The organism is Pseudomonas canadensis, from assembly GCF_030980095.1.
GTDB lineage: Bacteria > Pseudomonadota > Gammaproteobacteria > Pseudomonadales > Pseudomonadaceae > Aquipseudomonas > Aquipseudomonas canadensis.
This window is the reverse complement of record NZ_CP133298.1, coordinates 5,469,265-5,488,056: the sequence shown is the minus strand read 5'-3', so window position 1 is coordinate 5,488,056 and position 18,792 is coordinate 5,469,265. Positions and strand designations below refer to the sequence as shown.

16 protein-coding genes are annotated in these 18,792 nt (G+C 61.6%); 10 read left to right on the top strand and 6 right to left on the bottom strand.

Annotation, left to right across the window (positions count from 1 at the left end; translation table 11 throughout):
• Positions 1–62: 62 nt before the first annotated feature.
• Genes RB216_RS25495 through RB216_RS25485 form a run of 3 tightly spaced genes read right to left on the bottom strand, consistent with a single transcriptional unit; the run spans position 63 to position 2,395 of the window.
• Positions 63–1,037, bottom strand: coding sequence for an alpha/beta hydrolase (locus tag RB216_RS25495; RefSeq protein ID WP_122683603.1), 975 nt, complete (start codon positions 1,035–1,037; stop codon positions 63–65).
• Positions 1,038–1,925, bottom strand: coding sequence for a KPN_02809 family neutral zinc metallopeptidase (gene ypfJ, locus RB216_RS25490; RefSeq protein ID WP_308908030.1), 888 nt, complete (start codon positions 1,923–1,925; stop codon positions 1,038–1,040).
• Positions 1,926–1,978: 53 nt separating this feature from the next.
• Positions 1,979–2,395 (bottom strand): lipoprotein, encoded by a 417-nt coding sequence (locus RB216_RS25485; RefSeq protein ID WP_068931992.1) that lies wholly within the window; start codon positions 2,393–2,395, stop codon positions 1,979–1,981.
• A gap of 178 nt (positions 2,396–2,573) precedes the next feature.
• Here RB216_RS25485 and RB216_RS25480 point away from each other — a divergent pair, with 178 nt between their 5' ends.
• Complete coding sequence (locus RB216_RS25480) at positions 2,574–3,452, top strand: DMT family transporter (protein ID WP_016976739.1); 879 nt, start codon at positions 2,574–2,576, stop codon at positions 3,450–3,452.
• Positions 3,453–3,454: 2 nt separating this feature from the next.
• Here RB216_RS25480 and RB216_RS25475 read toward each other — a convergent pair whose 3' ends face one another.
• A complete protein-coding gene (locus RB216_RS25475) occupies positions 3,455–4,789 on the bottom strand; it encodes an MFS transporter (protein WP_016976741.1) in 1,335 nt (444 codons plus the stop codon).
• A gap of 210 nt (positions 4,790–4,999) precedes the next feature.
• On the opposite strand from RB216_RS25475, the gene quiC reads away from it, so the two are divergent.
• Together quiC and RB216_RS25465 are read left to right on the top strand one after the other, a co-directional pair.
• The gene (gene quiC, locus RB216_RS25470; protein ID WP_028618035.1) at positions 5,000–6,901 is read left to right on the top strand and encodes a 3-dehydroshikimate dehydratase QuiC; all 1,902 of its coding nucleotides are present in this window, start codon (positions 5,000–5,002) and stop codon (positions 6,899–6,901) included.
• Between the two features lie 78 nt (positions 6,902–6,979).
• Positions 6,980–7,621, top strand: coding sequence for a TetR/AcrR family transcriptional regulator (locus RB216_RS25465; protein ID WP_028618034.1), 642 nt, complete (start codon positions 6,980–6,982; stop codon positions 7,619–7,621).
• Positions 7,622–7,660: 39 nt separating this feature from the next.
• Here RB216_RS25465 and RB216_RS25460 read toward each other — a convergent pair whose 3' ends face one another.
• Entirely contained in the window at positions 7,661–8,509 is an 849-nt protein-coding gene (locus tag RB216_RS25460; protein ID WP_308908029.1) for a shikimate dehydrogenase, read from the bottom strand.
• Positions 8,506–8,955 (bottom strand): type II 3-dehydroquinate dehydratase, encoded by a 450-nt coding sequence (gene aroQ, locus RB216_RS25455; RefSeq protein WP_028618032.1) that lies wholly within the window; start codon positions 8,953–8,955, stop codon positions 8,506–8,508. Before aroQ ends, RB216_RS25460 begins: the two co-directional genes overlap by 4 nt.
• Positions 8,956–9,162: 207 nt before the next feature.
• Between aroQ and RB216_RS25450 the strand changes: the two genes are divergently transcribed.
• From RB216_RS25450 to RB216_RS25420, 7 genes are all read left to right on the top strand, one after another.
• Positions 9,163–9,684, top strand: a complete 522-nt coding sequence (locus RB216_RS25450) for an RNA polymerase sigma factor (RefSeq protein ID WP_028618031.1) — start codon at positions 9,163–9,165, stop codon at positions 9,682–9,684.
• Between the two features lie 63 nt (positions 9,685–9,747).
• A complete protein-coding gene (locus tag RB216_RS25445; protein WP_122683607.1) occupies positions 9,748–10,746 on the top strand; it encodes a FecR family protein in 999 nt (332 codons plus the stop codon).
• Positions 10,747–10,894: 148 nt separating this feature from the next.
• Entirely contained in the window at positions 10,895–13,552 is a 2,658-nt protein-coding gene (locus RB216_RS25440; protein WP_122683608.1) for a TonB-dependent receptor, read from the top strand.
• Positions 13,553–13,633: 81 nt separating this feature from the next.
• Positions 13,634–14,254: a heme acquisition protein HasA gene (locus RB216_RS25435; protein WP_028618028.1), complete on the top strand. Its 621-nt coding sequence runs from the start codon at positions 13,634–13,636 to the stop codon at positions 14,252–14,254.
• A gap of 161 nt (positions 14,255–14,415) precedes the next feature.
• Positions 14,416–16,152, top strand: coding sequence for a type I secretion system permease/ATPase (locus tag RB216_RS25430; protein WP_308908028.1), 1,737 nt, complete (start codon positions 14,416–14,418; stop codon positions 16,150–16,152).
• A complete protein-coding gene (locus tag RB216_RS25425) occupies positions 16,149–17,474 on the top strand; it encodes an HlyD family type I secretion periplasmic adaptor subunit (protein WP_308908027.1) in 1,326 nt (441 codons plus the stop codon). The genes RB216_RS25430 and RB216_RS25425 overlap by 4 nt, the downstream gene beginning before the upstream one ends.
• On the top strand, positions 17,471–18,787 hold the full coding sequence (locus tag RB216_RS25420) for a TolC family outer membrane protein (RefSeq protein ID WP_308908026.1): 1,317 nt from the start codon (positions 17,471–17,473) through the stop codon (positions 18,785–18,787). The genes RB216_RS25425 and RB216_RS25420 overlap by 4 nt, the downstream gene beginning before the upstream one ends.
• The last annotated feature ends 5 nt before the right edge of the window (positions 18,788–18,792 follow it).

Genomic DNA, 18,792 nt, shown 5'->3' with positions numbered 1-18,792 from the left:
CGGTCTCTGACGATTCAATGTGGGAGCGAGCAAGCCCGCTCCCACCGTTTTATTTCCGTCAGTTATTGGACGAACAGCACCCGCTGGCCTTGCGGTGACGTAAACATCCCATCCCCGTTATGCCCCACCCCCGGCACCTCGACCAACGTGTGGCTCAACTGCGGATGACGCTGCTTGAGGTAGTCAAAATAGTTGTGCCCGCGAATCAGGCGATACGCGCCCTGGGTCTCGGCTGCGCAGCTTTTATCCAGCGCCGGGTGGTTCGGATCGGTGTCTTGCTGGCCCAGCAAGTAGGTGATGTTGCGTGATACATATGCCTGTTCCAGTTGCTCGGCGCTCTGCCCCTTGGCGTAGGCCGGCAGGTTCTGCAGGCCGTACTTCCAGTCGTTGAAGCCTGGGCAACTGGCCGTGTCGAATTTCACCGGGCGCTGTGGGGTGAAATAGGCGTAGGAGGATGGATTGGCCACTACGTAGCGCAGGCTGATGCCTTCGGTCTGCAGGGTTGGGTGGTCGTGGCCGGTGAGCGCGAAACGCTGCACCACCTGGCCGCCGCCGGAGTGACCGGCGACCACGATTTCCTTGAGCGCCGGGAACAGCTTGCGGTTGCCTAAGTGCTTGATGATCTGGTCGAGAGCGCCATAGGAGCTGATCTGCCCCGGACCGGTGGAGGGTTCGCCGGCCATCCAGTCGTTGCCATTCCAGTGCAGCAGCTGGTTGTCCAGGTGGTTACGCTTCACGTCGGATTCATTTAGAAACTGCGGCGCAATCACCAGTGTATGGGCGGCCTGGCCCGCATGCTCGGCGGCGTCTTCACCGCTTTGCAGGTAAGTCTGCGCATTGCGCAGGCGACCATGCACGATGATCAAGGCGCGGGTGACCTGGGGCAGCGGTTTATTCCAGTCCTGGCTTAAACCTAGACTGAGGTCTCCGGCCTCCAGGTGGAAACGATCGGGACTGACTTCTTTTACGCCATGCTCGGCGGCGAAGGCGGAACAGGTGACCAACAAACCCAGCAGCAATCCCAATCGTTTATTCATCTAAAGACTCTTGGCGGTAAAAGTGTCGCATTGAGTGATCTGGCCCTGGGCGAAGCCGGTCTTGAACCAGCGAACCCGCTGTGCCGAGGAGCCGTGGGTAAATGAGTCCGGCACCACGCGCCCCTGACCCTGTTGCTGCAAGCGGTCATCGCCGATGGCGTTGGCCGCATTCAGTGCTTCTTCAATGTCGCCGGGTTCGAGCCAGTTCAGGCGCTTTTGCGCACGGTTGGCCCATACCCCGGCAAAACAGTCGGCCTGCAGCTCCTGGCGCACCAGCAGGCCGCCGTCGCCTTGCATCTGCCGGCCTTGCTGGCGCGCCGCCTGAATCTTCGAAGAGATACCCAGCAGCGTCTGCACGTGGTGCCCGACTTCGTGGGCGATCACGTAAGCCTGCGCAAAGTCTCCGGCGGCCTGGAAGCGTTGCGACATTTCCCGGAAGAAATCCAGGTCCAGGTACACCTGCTGGTCAGCCGGGCAATAAAACGGGCCGCTGGCCGAGGTGGCCCCCCCGCAGGCGGAGTTCACCCGGCCGCGGAACAGAATCAGTTTCGGGTTCTTGTACGCCAACCCGTTTTCCTGGAACACCTGGCCCCAGGTGTCTTCGGTATCGCCCAGCACCGCGCGGACAAAATCCGCTTGCTCATCGTTGGCCGGCGGCGCCTGGCGCGATTGCGTGCTTACTGACGGCGCCTGTTCCATCTGGCCGGTCAACTGGCCGAGGATCTGCAAGGGGTCCTGGCCGGTCAGCCAGCCGATGCCGACGATCAGCACAATGGCCGTCAGGCTCAGGCCCTTGCCGCCGCCAAAGCGCATACCGCCACCGCCGCCGCCACTGTCATCGCGGGCATCCACCACGTTGTCGCTGCGTCGGCCTTTTTTCCATAGCATGGGGCAATCCTCTCGGTGAACGGTCCTACATTGATTGGGAAAGAGTATGGCCGTTAATCGCGGCAATAACCTTCGCCGGTATCGACAATCAGGCAATCCTTTTTATCCGCCAACCATTTCAAACCGGTGGCTTCACCGTTGCCGGCACTCAGTTGCTGGGGGCCGTCCGGGCGGGTAAAGGCGATGCCGTCTTCGTTGGCCTCACCCTTGAAGGTGCCGGCGTCGTCATCATCAAGGCCGTATTTCATGGTCAGCAGGTAGTGACCTCGGCCGATGCTGTCGTCCTTGGCGATGGTCAGGTAGAGGCCTTCGACGCCGATCCATTTGCCGACCCATTTGTCGGTGGGCGGGGTTTGCGGCACCAGGGTGGCTTGTACGGAAGCCGGCGCGGGTTTGGGCGCTTCCTTGGTTTCCTGATTGCAGGCGGTGAGCAGGGCAAGGGCAGAAAGAGCAAAGAGGATTTTTTTCATAGCAGCAAGGCCTTGGTTGAAAAGTGTACAACTGGACGGTCAACGTGCAGCGTTGGACTCGAAACCGGTGATTTAGTGCGCTGTTCGCACGGTGTTTGGTTATGCTCTTAGAGCAGGCTCCGACCCGGCTGCTAGATTACCGGGTTGAGCTCGACCGCGCGCCACACACGAGAATCCGATGACCGTCAGTACCCCTTTATCCGGCGTCAACCATCCCTTCAAGGGCATTTTGCTGATTGTTTTGGCGACGTTTCTGTTTTCCAGTCACGACGCCTTGTCCAAATACCTGGCGGGGTTCTACCCGATCGTGATGGTGGTGTGGGCACGTTACTTGGTGCACACCTTGTTAATGGCCGGGATTTTCCTGCCGCAGTCAGGCTTGCGCGTGCTGCGCAGCAAGCGACCCGGGATGCAGGTGGTGCGGGCGCTGTGCCTGTTGGGCACCAGTCTGTTTTTTACGGCGGCGCTGCATTACATCCCGCTGGCGGAAGCCACGGCGGTGAACTTCCTCGCGCCGATCCTGGTGACGGCGCTGTCGGTGCCGCTGCTCGGTGAACACGTGACTCGTGGCCAATGGCTCGCGGTGATCTGCGGGTTTGTCGGCGTGCTGATCATCATCCACCCCGGTGGCGAACTGTTCACTCCGGCGGTGTTGCTGCCGCTGTGTTCGGCGCTGTTCTTCTGCTTCTACCAACTGCTCACGCGCATTCTCAGCCAATACGACACGCCCACCACCAGCAACTTCTTTGCTGGCCTGTGCAATACCTTGGTAATGAGTGCGATGGTGCCGTTCTTCTGGCAGATCCCCACGCTATGGCATGGCGCATTGATGCTGGCGCTGGGCACCTGTGGCATGACCGCACACTTGATGCTGACCCAGGCGTTCCGCTTCGCGGCGCCGGCCTTGCTGGCGCCGTTCGGCTATTGCCAGATCGTGTTCGCGGGGTTGTTGGGCTGGCTGGTGTTCAACCATACCCCCGATGTGACCACGGTGGTCGGCATCGGGGTGATCTGCATGAGCGGGTTGGCCGCTGCCTGGCAGCAGCGGCGTAGGTAGAGTCAGACGTCTACGGTGGGAATCTTGCGTGGCGCCATGAAGTACATCCAGGTCAGCGCAATGAAGTACATCGCCGGGATCAGGGTGAACAACACGGTGTAGTTGTTGTTGGTCACGGTCAGGATGTGGCCGACGATCTGGGTCATGAACATGCCGCCAATCGCCGCGCACATGCCGCCGAAGCCGAACACCGTGCTCATCATGTGCTTGGGCGTGTAGTCCATCACCAGGCTCCAGATGTTGGCGGTCCAGGCCTGGTGCGCACCGATCGCCAGGGAGATGGCAAACACTGCGACCCACAACTGGCTAGAGCCGGCGGCCATGATCACGCCGACGATGCAGCAGGCAAACAGCAGCATCGACAGCAGGCGCGCCTTGATCGAGTTCATGCCACGACCGATCAGGAACGACGACAGAATCCCGCCCCCCACGCTGCCGAAGTCGGCCGTCAGGTAGATGATGATCAGCGGAATGCCCATTTGGGTCACGTTGATGCCCAGGTTGTATTGTTGGTTCAGGAACGGCGGCAGCCAGTACAGGTAGAACCAGAACACAGGCGCGGTCAGTGCGTAGGCGATGGCGAAGGCCCAGGTGCCGCGCATGCGCAGGATGCGGCTGAACGGTACGCCTGGTTGTTCCGGTTCGACTTGCTGTTGCACGTAGTCCAATTCGGATTGTTTAACTGTCGGATGGTCTTCCGGGTTGTAGTACTTCAAACCCCAGAACACCAGCCAGATCGCGCCAAGCGATGCCATGCACAGGAACGCTGCCTGCCAGCCCCACACGTGGAGGATCAATGGCAGCAGCATCGGCGTCATCATCGCGCCAACGTTGGTGCCGGCGTTGAAGATACCGGTGGCCACCGCACGTTCACCCGCCGGGAACCACAACCGCGTGGTCTTGACGCACGCCGGATAGTTGGCGGCTTCGGTCAACCCGAGGATAAAGCGACACACCATAAAGCCGACTGCCGAGGTCGCCAGGCCGTGGGCGCCAGTCGCCAGGCTCCACAACAGCACCGCGCAGAAGAACACGCGTTTTACGCCGACCCGGTCGATCAAGCGGCCCTGCAGCACAAAGCCGATGGCGTAGCCGACCTGGAACCAGAAGTTGATGTTGGCGTAGTCCATCGCCGTCCAGCTCATCTCCTTGGCGAGGATCGGCTGCATGACGCCCAGCGCGGCGCGGTCGATGTAGTTGAGGGTGGTGGCGAAAAACACCAGGGCCAACATGCCCCAGCGCGTTTTGCCCACGGCGAGGGCGCCGCGGATCTTGTCGCCGATGCCGGCGTGCGGGGTGCCGTGGCGCGCGGCCAGGGCGGAGTTTTGCAGAGGCATGAGGTCGTACCCGTTTTTTGAAATTTTTATGGTGTGTTCTGGGTCTGTTACGTCATCGATGGTGCGCAGTGGCTAAAAAATCGTCAATTCGCCAAAGGGGCATAGTGTTCGATAATCGCACCAAAAACTAACTGGTTCGTACATTTTAATTGCTGCGGTTAGGCTAGGGGCGAATAATTTGCCATAAACAACAATTGCCGGGAGTCGCCCATGCAACGTTCCATCGCCACTGTTTCCTTGAGCGGAACCCTGCCGGAAAAGCTCGAAGCCATTGCCGCCGCCGGGTTCGATGGCGTCGAGATCTTTGAGAACGACTTGTTGTATTACGACGGCAGCCCCCGCGAAGTTAGGCAAATGTGTGCCGACCTCGGCATTGCCATCACCTTGTTCCAACCGTTCCGCGACTTTGAAGGCTGCCGCCGCGACCGCCTGGCGCGCAACCTGGAACGTGCCGAGCGCAAATTCGATTTGATGCAGGAACTGGGCACCGACCTGGTGCTGGTGTGCAGCAATGCCTCGGCCGACAGTGTGGGTGACGAGCGTATTTTGCTGGATGACCTGAGCCTGCTCGCCGAACACGCCGGCCGCCGTGGCCTGCGTATTGGCTACGAAGCGTTGGCCTGGGGCAAGCACGTGAACACCTGGCAGCAGGTCTGGAACCTGGTGCGTCAGGTCGATCACCCCAGCCTCGGCGTATTGCTCGACAGCTTTCACACCCTGTCGCTCAAAGGCGACCCGAGTGCGATTGCCGAGATCCCCGGCGACAAGATCTTCTTCGTGCAAATGGCCGACGCGCCGATCCTGGCCATGGACGTGCTGGAGTGGAGCCGGCATTTCCGCTGCTTCCCCGGCCAAGGCGAATTCGACCTGGCGGGGTTCCTTGCGCCGATCATCAAGAGTGGTTACACCGGGCCGCTGTCCCTGGAGATTTTCAACGACGGCTTCCGCGCCGCGCCGACCCGCGCGAATGCGGCGGATGGCCTGCGCTCCTTGCTGTACCTGGAAGAGAAAACCCGCGAGCGCCTGAAGCAGGAAGCCCCTGCACAGCCTGTCGAGATTCTGTTCGATACCCCGGCCGCCAGCGAGTACGACGGCATCGAGTTCCTTGAATTTGCCGTGGATGAAAGCCTCGGCGCCAAGCTGACCGTCTGGCTGGAGCGCCTGGGGTTCGTCAAGGCCGGGCAGCATCGCTCCAAGAGCGTGAGCTTGCTGCGCCAAGGTGATATCAACCTGATCCTCAACTGTGAACCCTATTCCTTCGCCCACAACTTCTTCGAGGCTCATGGACCGTCGTTGTGCGCCACGGCGATTCGGGTCAAGGACAGCGCCAAGGCCCTGGAGCGGGCGGTGGCGTACAAAGGCCAGCCGTATCGCGGCCTGGTCGGGCCCAATGAGCTGGAACTGGCGGCGGTACGTGCGCCGGATGGCAGCCTGATTTACCTGGTGGACCAGAGTGAAGGCGGCCTCTACGACACTGACTTCAACCTGCAACCTACCGCCTCATCCAGCGGCGGCTTGCTGCGCATCGACCATATGGCCATGGCGTTGCCGGCCGACAGCCTCGACAGTTGGGTGCTGTTCTACAAGAGCCTGCTGGATTTCGAAGCCGACGACGAAGTGGTGCTGCCCGACCCCTACGGTCTGGTGAAAAGCCGTGCCCTGCGCAGCCGTTGCAGCTCGATCCGCCTGCCGCTGAACATCTCCGAGAACCGCAACACCGCGATTTCCCACGCGCTGTCGAGCTATCGCGGCTCCGGCGTGCACCACATTGCCTTCGACTGCGCGGATATTTTCGCCGAGGTGCGCCGCGCCAAAGAGGCGGGTGTACCGCTGCTGGATATCCCGCTCAACTACTACGACGACCTGGCGGCGCGTTTCGATTTCGATGACGAGTTCCTCAGCGAGTTGGCGTACTACAACGTGCTGTACGACCGCGACGCCCAGGGCGGTGAGTTGTTTCATGTGTACACCGAGCCGTTCGAAGGGCGGTTTTTCTTCGAGATCATCCAGCGCAAGAACGGTTATGCCGGCTACGGCGCGGCCAATGTGGCGGTGCGTCTGGCGGCGATGGCAAAATCGCGCAGCGGTGCGGTGCGTCAGGCGCGTTTATAACGGCGGGTCAGGTGCTTTCTTTCAGGCCGCATCGCGGCCCATAATCACGGCCTGCATAACACTGGCCGTGAGCGCACCATGACCACCGAGGCACCTCGCAAGAGTCGTAAGAACAATCCGGAAAAGACCCGCGAAAACATACTCCAGGAAGCCATCGTCGAGTTTGTCCAGCAAGGTCTTTCCGGCGCTCGCGTGGACGCGATCGCCGAGCGTATCCACACGTCCAAGCGCATGATCTATTACTACTTCGGCAGCAAGGAGCAGTTGTACGTCGAGGTGCTGGAGAAACTCTACGGCGACATTCGCAACACCGAAACACGCATGAACCTCACGGCGCTGGAGCCCCGCGAGGCGATCCGGCGGCTGGTGGAATTCACTTTTGATCACCATGACCAGAACGTGGATTTCGTGCGCATCGTCAGTATCGAAAATATCCACAATGCCGAATATGTGAAGCGCACCGACACCATCAAGGCGATGAACAGCAAGATCCTTGAAGGGCTGGGCGAAACCTTGCGCCGTGGTGCCGAGCTGGGCTTGTTCCGGGAAGGGCTGGAGCCGTTGGACGTGCACCTGCTGATCAACTCGTTCAGCTTTTACCGAGTGTCCAACCGCCATACCTTCAGTGAGATTTTTCAGATCGATCTGTCGGATGAGGCGGTTAAACAGCGGCATCGGGACATGATTTGTGAGTCGGTGATGCGTTACTTGCAGGCTTGAGCAAGCCCGCTCCCACATTTTTTGATCCGGTTTCGGCAGTTAGGTATTCATGGCCTGGAAATGCGCCAACATACGCTGTGCATCCGGCACTTCCCCACTGAACAGCTCAAATGCCTTCACCGCCTGAAACACCGCCATGTTGCCGCCATCCAAGGTGCGGCAACCCAAGGCGCGGGCGTCGCGCAGCAGTTCGGTTTCCAGCGGGAAATACACGATCTCCGCCACCCACAATTCAGCGCGTAGCCAGGTGGCCGGAACGGGTATGCCCGGCAGCTTGGCCATGCCCATCGGCGTGGTGTTGACCAAGCCATCGGCCTCGGCCAGGGCATTTTCCAGTTGATTGCCAACTTGGGCCCGACCGGCGCCGAAGCGCTGCGCAAGGTTATCCACAAGGTCGCGGGCGCGGCTGATGTCCACGTCAAAAATACTCAACTGCTCCACACCTTCAGCCAGCAGCGCATGCGCCACCGCCGCGCCCGCACCACCTGCGCCCATCTGCACCACGCGTTGGCGTGCCACATCCTTCAGGTTGCGCCGAAAGCCTTCGGCGAACCCCAGGCAATCGGTGTTGTGGCCGATGCGCTTGCCGTCCTTGAACACCACGGTGTTGACCGCGCCAATCCCGCGGGCCTCGTCGGACAGTTCATCGAGCAGCGGTAGGATCGCCTGCTTGCACGGGTAGGTAATGTTCAGGCCGGTGAAGTGCATCAACTCGGCGGCGTCCAGCAAGTCGGGCAGGGCGTTGATGTCCAGGTGCAGCGGCTCAAGGTCGATCAGGCGATACAGGTAGCGCAGGCCTTGGGCGTCGCCTTCTTGCTCATGCAGGGCGGGCGTGCGCGAGGCCTGGATGCCAGCGCCGATCAGCCCGGCGAGGATACGCGGTTTCATCGGGCCGACCCTTTGAGCAATTGGCTGAAATGTTCCAGGGCCAGGTGGTAGCCGTGGCTGCCGAAGCCTGCGAGGACGGCCTTGGCAATGGGCGACACAAACGAGTGATGCCGGAACGCTTCACGGGCATGCACGTTGGAGAGGTGTACCTCGATCACCGGCACTTCACTGGCCACCAGCGCATCGCGAATCGCCACGGAGGTGTGGGTCCAGGCTGCCGGGTTGATCACGATACCGGCGCAACGCGCACGGGCGCCGTGAATCCAGTCGAGCAATTCGCCTTCGTGGTTGGTCTGGCGGAATTCGATTTTCAGCCCGAGCTGTTCGGCGCTGCGACCACACAGGGCGGCGACATCGGCCAGGGTTTCATAGCCGTAGGTGGCGGGTTCGCGGGTGCCGAGCAGGTTGAGATTGGGGCCGTTGAGCACCAGCACGATAGGCGACATGGGATGTATCTCCACAGTTCTTGTTAGTTGTGCAGATAAAATGTACCGGTTAGTTAATTTGGTCAATTGATGGTGACGGATGTGTTCGATTACCGAACTGTTAATCAGACCTTTCACACAAGCGGATCAGATTAGATATCAATTGAAAATCATTCTCGACAACGCTTAATATGCCCGCCTGTTTCCTTTACATTCCAGGGAGTCGGTTTGTCGGACGTGGATCTCAAGGGCCTGTTCCTCAAGCACGCCGATACCCTGCGCGGGTATCTGGCGCGCAAGGTACGGGACCCGCAGTTGGCCGCAGACCTGGTGCAGGAGAGTTTCCTGCGCCTGGCGGAAAAGCCGGCCGGCGAGCGCATCGACAACTCCCAGGGCTATCTCTATCGAACGGCGAGCAATCTGCTGATCGACCATATTCGCCAGGAAGCGCGGCGCAAGACAGACTCCGTGCCCCATGAGGCGCTGGCCGAGATTGAAGATGAAGTGGCCGGGTTGGAGGCTCAGGCAATGGCGCAGCAACAGCGACAGGCATTGAAGCAGGCACTGGCGGAATTGCCGGAACGCACCCAGCAGATTTTCCGTCTCAACCGCATCGAAGGCATGACCCACGCCCAGGTCGCCCGGCACCTGGACATCTCCGACAGCTCCGTACAAAAGCACCTGGCCAAGGCGTTGGCCTACGTGATGCAGCGCTTGCAGGACGGCGAAGTCGCGCCATCCGACGAATGAGTTACCGAAATGCGCCACTTCAGACGTCACAGCGTTACATAACGAAAAATTCGAGATTCACACGTGAATAGCCAGGGTCCGCAACAGCACAGCATTACCGAGGCGGCCGCCGAGTGGGCGGTGCGCTTGCACGCCGGAGCCCTGACCGAACAGGAGCAGGCCGAGCTGCAGCATTGGATCGCCTGCGACAGCCGCCACGAAGCGGCGTTGCGTTTTGCCGAACAGACATGGGCAGCATTGGGCGATGTGTATAAGGAAGATCCCGTGCACCGCCAGCGCCCGTCAGTGGCGCCTGCGGCTGTGCGCCGAACCCAACGGCGCAGGCCATGGCAACGTGCGGCCGTCGTCGCGTTGGTCGTGGTGGTGGCGGGTGTTGGCTGGGTGCGCGGGCCGCAGGTGTTGCTGCGCATGCAAGCGGACTACATCACCGCCAAAGGCGAGGTGCGCACCGTGCACTTGGCCGACGGCAGCAAGGTCGAGCTGGATTCGGCCAGCGCCATCCGCCTGGACTACGACGGCGTGCAACGTCGCATCAGCCTGCTCCAGGGTTCGGCAATCTTTGACGTGGCGCCCATGGTCGGCGAGGAAACCCGGCCGTTCGTGGTGCAGAGTGCCGGTGGGCAAACCCGCGCGCTGGGCACGCGGTTTGTGGTGGAGCGTGAAGACGACAGCCAAGCGTGGGTCGGCGTGCTGGAACACAGTGTTGAGGTGTCCCTGAGCGCAACGCCGAAAAAGGGGCCGTCCGACAGGGTGGTCCAGGAAGGCCTGGCCGTACGCTACAGCCCTCAGCAAGGCATCGTCCCCTTGGACCAACTCGATGTTGCGCGCGCCACCAGTTGGCGGCGCGGTGTGTTGATCTTTGATCGCCAGCCGTTGGCCAACGTCATCGAGCAACTCAACCGCTACCGTCCCGGGCGCGTGGTGTTGGCCGACTCGGCGTTGGGCGAGCGTGAAGTCAGCGGCGTGTTCCGCCTCGATATGCTCGACACCGCCCTTGCCACACTTACCCAGGAACTCCAGGTGCAACGCCTGGACCTGGCTGGCCTCAGCCTGATCTATTGATGACCCGGTGGGGCCTGCTCCCACCGCTTGAAATCCCTCTTCCTGAAAAACTTTCAAAAACCCTTACTGACTTCCCGCGCCTCGTACGTCTTGCTAGGTGAGAAGCATTCGCATAAACAAAAAACGCTTAGCGCAGGGAACAACAGAAATGTCAGCACTCAATAAGGGGCGTATCACCGTTAGCCGGTTAGCCCTGGCCATCCACTTGGGCCTGTTCGCCGCTGCGGCCCCGGTGTACGCCGCGCAACCTCAGGCGAAGGCTGCACAACCGGCCGTGCTGATGATCGATATCCCTGCGCAATCCTTGGGCAGTGCGGTGCTGGCGTTCGCCGACCAGGCCGGCCTGCAAGTGCTGTTCGACAGCCAGCGTCTGGAAGGCTTGCAGAGTACGGCGGTGAAAGGGCAGTACAGCGTGCAGGAAGGCTTGGCGCGTTTGTTGGGCAATGCACCGGTGGAGTACCGCTTCAACGGCGAGCGCCAAGTCACCCTGACCCGCGTTGAGCAGAGCGGCGCCGCCTTGGCGCTGGGAACCACCACGATCACCGGCCTGCACCCCAACGACTGGGTGTATTCATCGCCCCGCTCGGTGAGTGTGGTCGGGCGCGAGCAATTGGATCGAAACCCGCCCCGGCACGCCGCTGAAATGCTGGAGGAGGCACCGGGCGTCTACTCGGCGGTCAGCCAGCAAGACCCTGGTTTGTCGGTGAATATTCGCGGCATCCAGGACTACGGCAGGGTCAACATGTCGGTGGACGGCATGCGCCAGAACTATCAGCAAAGTGGCCACCAGCAACGCAACGGCACGCTGTATGTCGACCCGGAGTTGCTGTCTGAAGTGGTGATCGAGAAGGGCGCCACTTCGACGATGGGCGGGGCGGGAGTGATCGGCGGGGTCGCCAACTTTCGCACCGTGGAAGCGGCGGACCTGCTCAAGGGCGGCAAGGAAATCGGCGGGCGTATCCGCTTGACCACAGGGCTGGGCGGGCGCAGCAACGGCACGCACTTTATCGGCAGCTCGGCGTTTGCCGTGGGCACCGACGTGTGGGACATGTTGGTGGCGGCCAGTGAGCGCCACCTCGGTGACTATAAGCCCGGCACCAAGGGCAGCATTGGCGAGCTGCGCACCGGCAGTTCCTTCCTGCCGGCCAGTGAAGACCGGATCAAGCATTCCACTGTGGAATACACCGGTTCGGTCATGCGTTCGCGACTGCTCAAGCTGGGTCTCAACTTGCCAGTGGATCAGCGTTTGCAACTGAGCTACCTGACCACCGAAGTCGGCTACGACGACGTCAACATGATGACCGCCGAAAAAGCCCAGCTCTGGGAGAAGCTCGGCAGCAGTGACGTCACGGCGCAGAACTTCGCGCTGGACTACAGCTACACGCCGGACAACCCGCTGATCGATTTCAAGGCCAAGCTGTATTACGTCGATACCCGCAATGATCAAACCACGCTGACCCGTGGCAGCAGCAAGGGCTACGACGTCACTTACCAGACCAACACCTATGGTTTCCAGGCGCAGAATATTTCGACCTTTGCCTTGAGCGAACTGTCCGTGATCAAGGTCAACTATGGCCTGGAGTTTTTCTACGACAAGGTCCGCCCGGACTCCAACCAAATGGTGGCCGCCGACTCGGCCGTGACGGCCTCTGCGGCGGAAAGCATCACGCCCAGGGGCGACCGGGCGATGGGCAGCCTGTTCACTCGCCTGGACTACGACTACGACAATTGGCTGAACCTCAACGCCGGGTTGCGCTACGACCGCTATCGTCTGCGGGGCGAAACCGGTTTGAACACCCGTACGTTCATCATTGGCACCACGCGGCAAGTTGGCTTGCCCATGACGTATGACGTGGATCGGGAAGAGGGGCATTTTTCGCCGACCTTCGGCCTGTCGATCAAGCCCGGCGTGGACTGGCTGCAACTCTTTGCCACGTACGGCAAGGGCTGGCGCCCGCCGGCAGTCACCGAATCGTTGGTCAGCGGTCGGCCCCATGGCGGGGGCTCCGAGTCGATCTTCCCCAACCCCTACTTGAAGCCTGAGACGTCCACGTCCTGGGAGGTTGGCTTCAATGTATTGAAGGAGGACCTGCTGTTCTCCGAAGACCGTGTGGGCATGAAAGTGTCCTACTTCAACACCCGCGTGGACGACTTTTCCTATATGGCCCTGGGGGTGCAGCCGCCGGGTTATGGCATCGCCAATATCGGCAATGCGGCGTATGTGAATAACCTGGAGACCACCCGTTTTCGCGGCCTTGAATACCAGTTGGATTACGACGCCGGGTTCGCCTACGGCCAGTTCAACTACACGCGCATGCTCGGCAGCAATAAATTCTGCAGCAAGACCGCGTGGCTGGGCGGTGTGACCAAGATCCAGAAAGGGCCCGGCAGCCGGGCGCCAGTCACTGCGATGGTGCCCGACGATGTGGCCAATGCGGGGCAGAGCTGCAGTGCGATCCTGGGCTCCTCCGAGCACATGCCGATGGACCGCGGCACTGCGACGCTGGGCGCGCGCTTCCTTGAGCGTAAGTTGGATGTGGGCGTTCGCGCTCGCTATAGCGGCGGTTACTACGTCAAAGGCGGCGCGGGTGTGACCACCTCGCAAACCGGCGTTTACCCGGCCGACTGGAAGCCCTACACCGTTTATGACCTCTACAGCAGCTACCGCGCCACCGACCAGTTGACCCTGCGCCTGGCCATGGAAAACGTCACCGACCGCGCCTACCTGGTGCCGTTGGGCGACGTGTTGGCCTTCACCCTGGGGCGTGGGCGCACCTTGCAGGGCACCGTTGAATATCAGTTCTGACCGATTTTGCCCAGTGACGGGCAAAACCACAGCAGGCAGTGGCTTGCTGTGGAGATACCACCCCATGACTTGGAGTTTTGCATGAGCATTTCTATTTCATACAGCACGGCCTACGCCACTAACACCGTTGCCCAGTACCTGAGCGACTGGTCGGCTTACTTTGGTGACCTGAACCACCGTGAGGGTTCGGTTAAAGAAGGTTCGAACACTGGTGGTTTCAATCCTGGCCCGTTCGACGGCACCCAATACGGTGTGTCGAGCACTGTCAGCAACGCGGCAGTGGTTGCTAACGGTGACCTGCATTACACCTTGTTCAATCCGCCGTCGCACACCTTGTGGGGTTCGATCGACTCCCTGGACCTGGGCACTGTCCTGACGGGCGGTGCGGCCGGCGGTACCTACAGCCTCGCCGAGCAGGAAGTCAGCTTCACCAACCTGGGCCTGTCGAGCCTGCAATCCGAAGGCCGTGACGGCCAGGTGCACAAAATCGTGTACGGCCTGATGAGCGGCGACAGCTCGGCACTGGCGTCGGCGATCGACTCCCTGCTCAAGGACATCGACCCAAGCCTGTCGATCAACTCGACGTTCGACCAACTGGCGGCTGCCGGTGTGGCCCATGTGGATTCGGCTGCGGTCGCAGCGTCCGATGTGGCGCTGGTGGGCGTGCAAGATGTGCCTCAGGACTTCGCCCTGGCCGCTTAAGCAAAAAAGCGAATGGCAGATCGCTCTCCCATTCGCCGTTTTACACACCGCTGTCGCCAAGCCTTCTAACTCTTCAGCGACGGCGGTGCCGAATTCTGCGCAGCGTCGCTTTGCCTGTCAACGCAGCGGCGCTGCCCGCTCAACCCCATGAGAATCCCCAGATGCGCCACGCCGGCAACGAAACCCTGGCCGCCCTCACGGCCTATAAAAGTGGCTTCTTCAACATCGGCCTGTTCTCGGCGGTGATCAACCTGCTGATGCTCGCTCCGGCGCTGTACATGTTGCAGGTGTACGACCGGGTGCTGGCCTCGGGCAATGAGATGACCCTGTTGATGCTGACGCTGATGATCCTCGGCCTGTTCGGCCTGATGGGCGCGTTGGAATGGGTGCGCAGCCAGGTGGTGATCCGCCTCGGTACGCAGATGGACATGCGCTTGAACCAGCGGGTGTACGACGCCGCGTTCGAAGCGCAACTCAAGGGCGGCACCCAGGCGGCGGGCCAGGCGTTGCATGACCTGACCACGCTGCGCCAGTTCGCCACCGGCCAGGCGTTGTTCGCGTTCTTCGATGCACCTTGGTTTCCGGTGTACCTGCTGGTGATTTTTCTGTTCCATCCCTGGCTCGGTGTGTTGGCGCTGGTCGGCGCGCTGCTATTGATCGTGCTGGCATGGGTCAACCATCACGTCAGCCAGGCGCCGATGGCCTTGGCCAGCCAACTGTCCATCAGCGCCAGCCAGCAGGCCACGGCCAACCTGCGTAATGCCGACACCATCGAAGCCATGGGCATGCTCGCCACGTTGCGTGCGCGTTGGTTCGGCCAGCATCAGGCGTTTTTGGCGCAGCAGAACCTGGCGAGTGAGAAGACCGCCACCGTTACCGCGTGGTCCAAGGGCGTGCGCCTGGCGTTGCAATCCCTGGTGCTGGGCCTGGGCGCCCTGCTGGCAGTGCAGGGCGAAATCACGCCGGGGATGATGATTGCTGGCTCGATCCTGATGGGCCGCGTGCTGAGCCCTATCGACCAGTTGATCGGCGTGTGGAAACAGTGGGGTTCGGCGCGCCTGGCCTTCGATCGGTTGTCGCAGATGCTGGCGGCGAATCCCGCGCGCCCGCAGCGCATGGCGCTGCCGGTGCCCAAAGGCCAACTGAGCGTCGAACAAATCAGCGCCTTTGCCCCCGGCAGCCGTCGGCCCGCGCTGGCCAATCTGGGCTTTAATCTGGCCGCCGGCGAAGTCCTGGGCGTAATCGGGCCGTCGGGCTGCGGCAAATCAACCCTGGCGCGGATACTGGTAGGCGCTTGGGCGCCCCTGGCCGGCAAGGTGCGGCTGGACGGTGCCGATCTGGCCTTGTGGGATAAGCAGCAATTGGGCCCGCACATCGGCTATCTGCCTCAAGACATCCAGCTATTCGCCGGCAGCATCGCGGAAAACATCGCGCGGTTTGCTGAGGTCGATGCGGATAAAGTCCTCGCGGCGGCACAAATGGCTGGCGTGCATGAGCTGATCCTGCAACTGCCCCAAGGCTATGACACGCAATTGGGAGAGGGCGGCGCCGGGCTGTCCGGTGGCCAGAAGCAACGCGTCGCGCTGGCCCGTGCGCTGTACGGCCTGCCCGCGCTGCTCGTGCTGGATGAGCCCAACGCCAACCTTGATGAAGTCGGCGAGCAAGCTCTGCTCCAAGCGATCACCCAGCTCAAGCAGCAGCGCCGAACAGTGATCCTGATCACCCACAAACCCAACGTACTGACGCTGACCGACCAGTTGCTGATCCTCAAGGAAGGTCAGCTGCAGGCCTTCGGGCCGACGGCGCGTGTGCTGGAGGCACGGCAGAAACCGGCAGCGCCCAAGCCGGTATCGACCATGAGCATGAGCTACCGCCTCGGTGAAGGAAAACAGGCATGAACCAGAGCAAACCTGTGTTGGTCAGCGACGCACCAAGCAACGTGCTGGCGCTGGATGACAAAAAGTACTCGCGCCTGGGCTGGCTGTTGGTACTCGGCGGTTTTGCCGGCTTCCTCGGCTGGGCCGCGTTGGCACCGTTGGACAAGGGCGTGGCAGTGCCGGGCAAGGTCATGGTGTCGGGGCATCGCAAGACCGTGCAGCACCCGGCCGGGGGCATTGTCGAGCGTATCGACGTGCGCGACGGTGACGTGGTTAGCGCGGGCCAGGTGTTGTTGCGCTTGAAGGAAACCCCGTTGCGCGGGCAGATGCAGTCCCTGCGCAGCCAGTACCTGGCGTCCCTGGCCAGCGAGGCGCGCTTGAGCGCCGAAAGTGAAGGGTTGTCGGCGATCACCTTCGGCCCCGAATTGCTCAACGATCCGGAGGCGGCGGCCACCCTGAGCCTGCAACGGCAGTTGTTCAATAGCCGCGCCCAGGCCTTGGCCACCGAGCAACAAGGCCTGCGTGAAACCATCGCCGGGGCCGAGTCGCAACTGCGGGGCACGCGGGATTCGCAAGCAAGCAAAGTCCAGCAGCGCGCGGCGTTGAATGAGCAACTGCAGGGCCTGCGTGAGTTGGCGCGGGGGGGGTACATTCCACGTAATCGCCTGCTCGACAGTGAGCGACTCTACTCACAGATCGACGGCGCCATCGCCGAGGACTACGGTCGCATCGGCCAACTGCAACGCCAGGTGATGGAACTGCGCCTGCGCATCCGCCAGCTCGGCGAAGACTTTCAGAAAGACCTGCGCGGCCAGTTGGCCGAGACCCGCACCCGCAGCGATGACCTGCGCAATCGCCTGGCGTCGGCCGAGTTCGAATTGGCCAACAGCCTGGTGCGTGCGCCCGCAAGCGGCGTGGTGGTGGGGTTGGACGTTTACACCGAAGGCGGCGTGATCAAGCCCGGCCAGGCGCTGATGGACATCGTGCCCCAGGGCGAGCCCTTGCTGGTGGAGGCGCGGGTGCCGGTGCAGATGGTCGACAAGGTGCACCCCGGCCTGCCGGTGGAACTGATGTTCTCGGCCTTCAACCAGTCCACCACACCTCGGGTGGCCGGCGAGGTGACATTGGTCTCGGCGGACCGCCAGGTCGATGAGCGCACCGACGAGCCCTATTACACGCTGCGCGCCCAAGTCAGCGCGGCCGGCATGCAGCAATTGGACGGCGTGCAGATCCGCCCGGGCATGCCGGTGGAAACCTTCGTCAAGACCGGCGAGCGCTCGATGCTCAACTACCTGTTCAAACCCCTGATGGATCGCACTCATATGGCCCTGGTGGAAGAATGAAGGCGCTGTTGTTGACCTTGTGTTTCGGTTGTTCCTCGGCGGCGCATGCCCTGGGTTTGCTGGATGCCTACGACTTGGCCCTGCGCAATGATCCGACGTTTCAGGCCGCGATACAGGAGCGTGAAGGCGGTGAAGAAAACCGTGCGATCGGTCGGGCCGCGTTGTTGCCGAACTTGTCGTGGAGCTATAACAACTCGCGCAACGAGTCCGAAGTGACGGCGGGAGATGTCAAAAGCGACCGTGATTACCGCAGTTATGCGTCGACCCTGACCTTGCAGCAACCGCTGCTGGATTACGAAGCCTACGCGCGTTTTCGTCAGGGCACCGCCCAGGCGTTGATGGCCGACGAGCGCTTTCGCGGCAAGAGCCAGGAACTGGCGGTGCGGGTGCTCAATGCTTACAGCCAGGCGTTGCTGGCCCAGGAGCGTATCGAGTTGAGCCGTGCACAGAAACGCGCGTATGCCGAGCGCCTGCAATTCAATGACCGCCTGCTCAAAGGCGGCGAAGGCACGCGCACCGATGTGCTGGAAACTCAGGCGCGGCTGAGCCTGGCCCAGGCCGAAGAAATCGAATCGCAAGACGCCCAGGACAGTGCCCTGCGCGAGCTGGAAGCCATTGTCGGCCAACCGCTGCAAATCGAAGAACTGGCGCCGCTGACGCGCCAATTCGAGATTGCGCCCCTGGAGCCCAATCGTTTCGAGACCTGGCGTGAACTGGCCATGGCCAACAACCCTGAACTCAAATCCCAGCACCACGCCTTGGACGTGGCCTCCTATGAAGTGGAGCGCAAACGCGCTGGTCACCTGCCCAAGGTCAGCCTGTACGCCACCAGCCGCCAGACCAACTCCGACTCGGAAAGCAGCTACAACCAAAAGTACGACACCAACACCGTCGGCATCCAGGTCAGCCTGCCGCTGTTTGCCGGTGGCGGCGTATCGGCCTCCACGCGGCAGGCGGCGAACCAGCTGTCCCAGGCCCAGTACGAGCTGGACGCGCAAACCTCGGCCACGCTGGTGGAGTTGCGCAAACAGTTCAACCTCAACACCAGCGGCGCGGCCAAAGTGCGTGCTTATGAAATGGCCGTCAGCTCTGCTACGGCTTTAGTCGCTGCGACGAAAAAGAGTGTGGCCGGCGGTGAGCGGGTCAACCTCGACGTGCTCGACGCAGAACAACAACTCTTCACCGCCCGCCGCGACCTGGCAAACGCGCGACATGCGTATCTGCTGGCGAGGATCCAGCTGAAGTATTACGCGGGGTTGCTGAGCGAGCAGGACTTGCGGGCCTTGGCGGGGTATTTCCAGCCTTCGGCATGAGTGGT

What these genes read in the sequence shown, in the direction of transcription:
- RB216_RS25485 (WP_068931992.1), bottom strand. Translation starts at nt 2,395, where the DNA reads ATGAAAAAAATCCTCTTTGCTCTTTCTGCCCTTGCCCTGCTCACCGCC.
- RB216_RS25460 (WP_308908029.1), bottom strand. Translation starts at nt 8,509, where the DNA reads ATGAAACCGCGTATCCTCGCCGGGCTGATCGGCGCTGGCATCCAGGCC.
- aroQ (WP_028618032.1), bottom strand. Translation starts at nt 8,955, where the DNA reads ATGTCGCCTATCGTGCTGGTGCTCAACGGCCCCAATCTCAACCTGCTC.
- RB216_RS25465 (WP_028618034.1), top strand. Translation starts at nt 6,980, where the DNA reads ATGACCACCGAGGCACCTCGCAAGAGTCGTAAGAACAATCCGGAAAAG.
- RB216_RS25440 (WP_122683608.1), top strand. Translation starts at nt 10,895, where the DNA reads ATGTCAGCACTCAATAAGGGGCGTATCACCGTTAGCCGGTTAGCCCTG.
- RB216_RS25495 (WP_122683603.1), bottom strand. Translation starts at nt 1,037, where the DNA reads ATGAATAAACGATTGGGATTGCTGCTGGGTTTGTTGGTCACCTGTTCC.
- RB216_RS25430 (WP_308908028.1), top strand. Translation starts at nt 14,416, where the DNA reads ATGCGCCACGCCGGCAACGAAACCCTGGCCGCCCTCACGGCCTATAAA.
- RB216_RS25480 (WP_016976739.1), top strand. Translation starts at nt 2,574, where the DNA reads ATGACCGTCAGTACCCCTTTATCCGGCGTCAACCATCCCTTCAAGGGC.
- quiC (WP_028618035.1), top strand. Translation starts at nt 5,000, where the DNA reads ATGCAACGTTCCATCGCCACTGTTTCCTTGAGCGGAACCCTGCCGGAA.
- RB216_RS25475 (WP_016976741.1), bottom strand. Translation starts at nt 4,789, where the DNA reads ATGCCTCTGCAAAACTCCGCCCTGGCCGCGCGCCACGGCACCCCGCAC.
- RB216_RS25425 (WP_308908027.1), top strand. Translation starts at nt 16,149, where the DNA reads ATGAACCAGAGCAAACCTGTGTTGGTCAGCGACGCACCAAGCAACGTG.
- ypfJ (WP_308908030.1), bottom strand. Translation starts at nt 1,925, where the DNA reads ATGCTATGGAAAAAAGGCCGACGCAGCGACAACGTGGTGGATGCCCGC.
- RB216_RS25420 (WP_308908026.1), top strand. Translation starts at nt 17,471, where the DNA reads ATGAAGGCGCTGTTGTTGACCTTGTGTTTCGGTTGTTCCTCGGCGGCG.
- RB216_RS25435 (WP_028618028.1), top strand. Translation starts at nt 13,634, where the DNA reads ATGAGCATTTCTATTTCATACAGCACGGCCTACGCCACTAACACCGTT.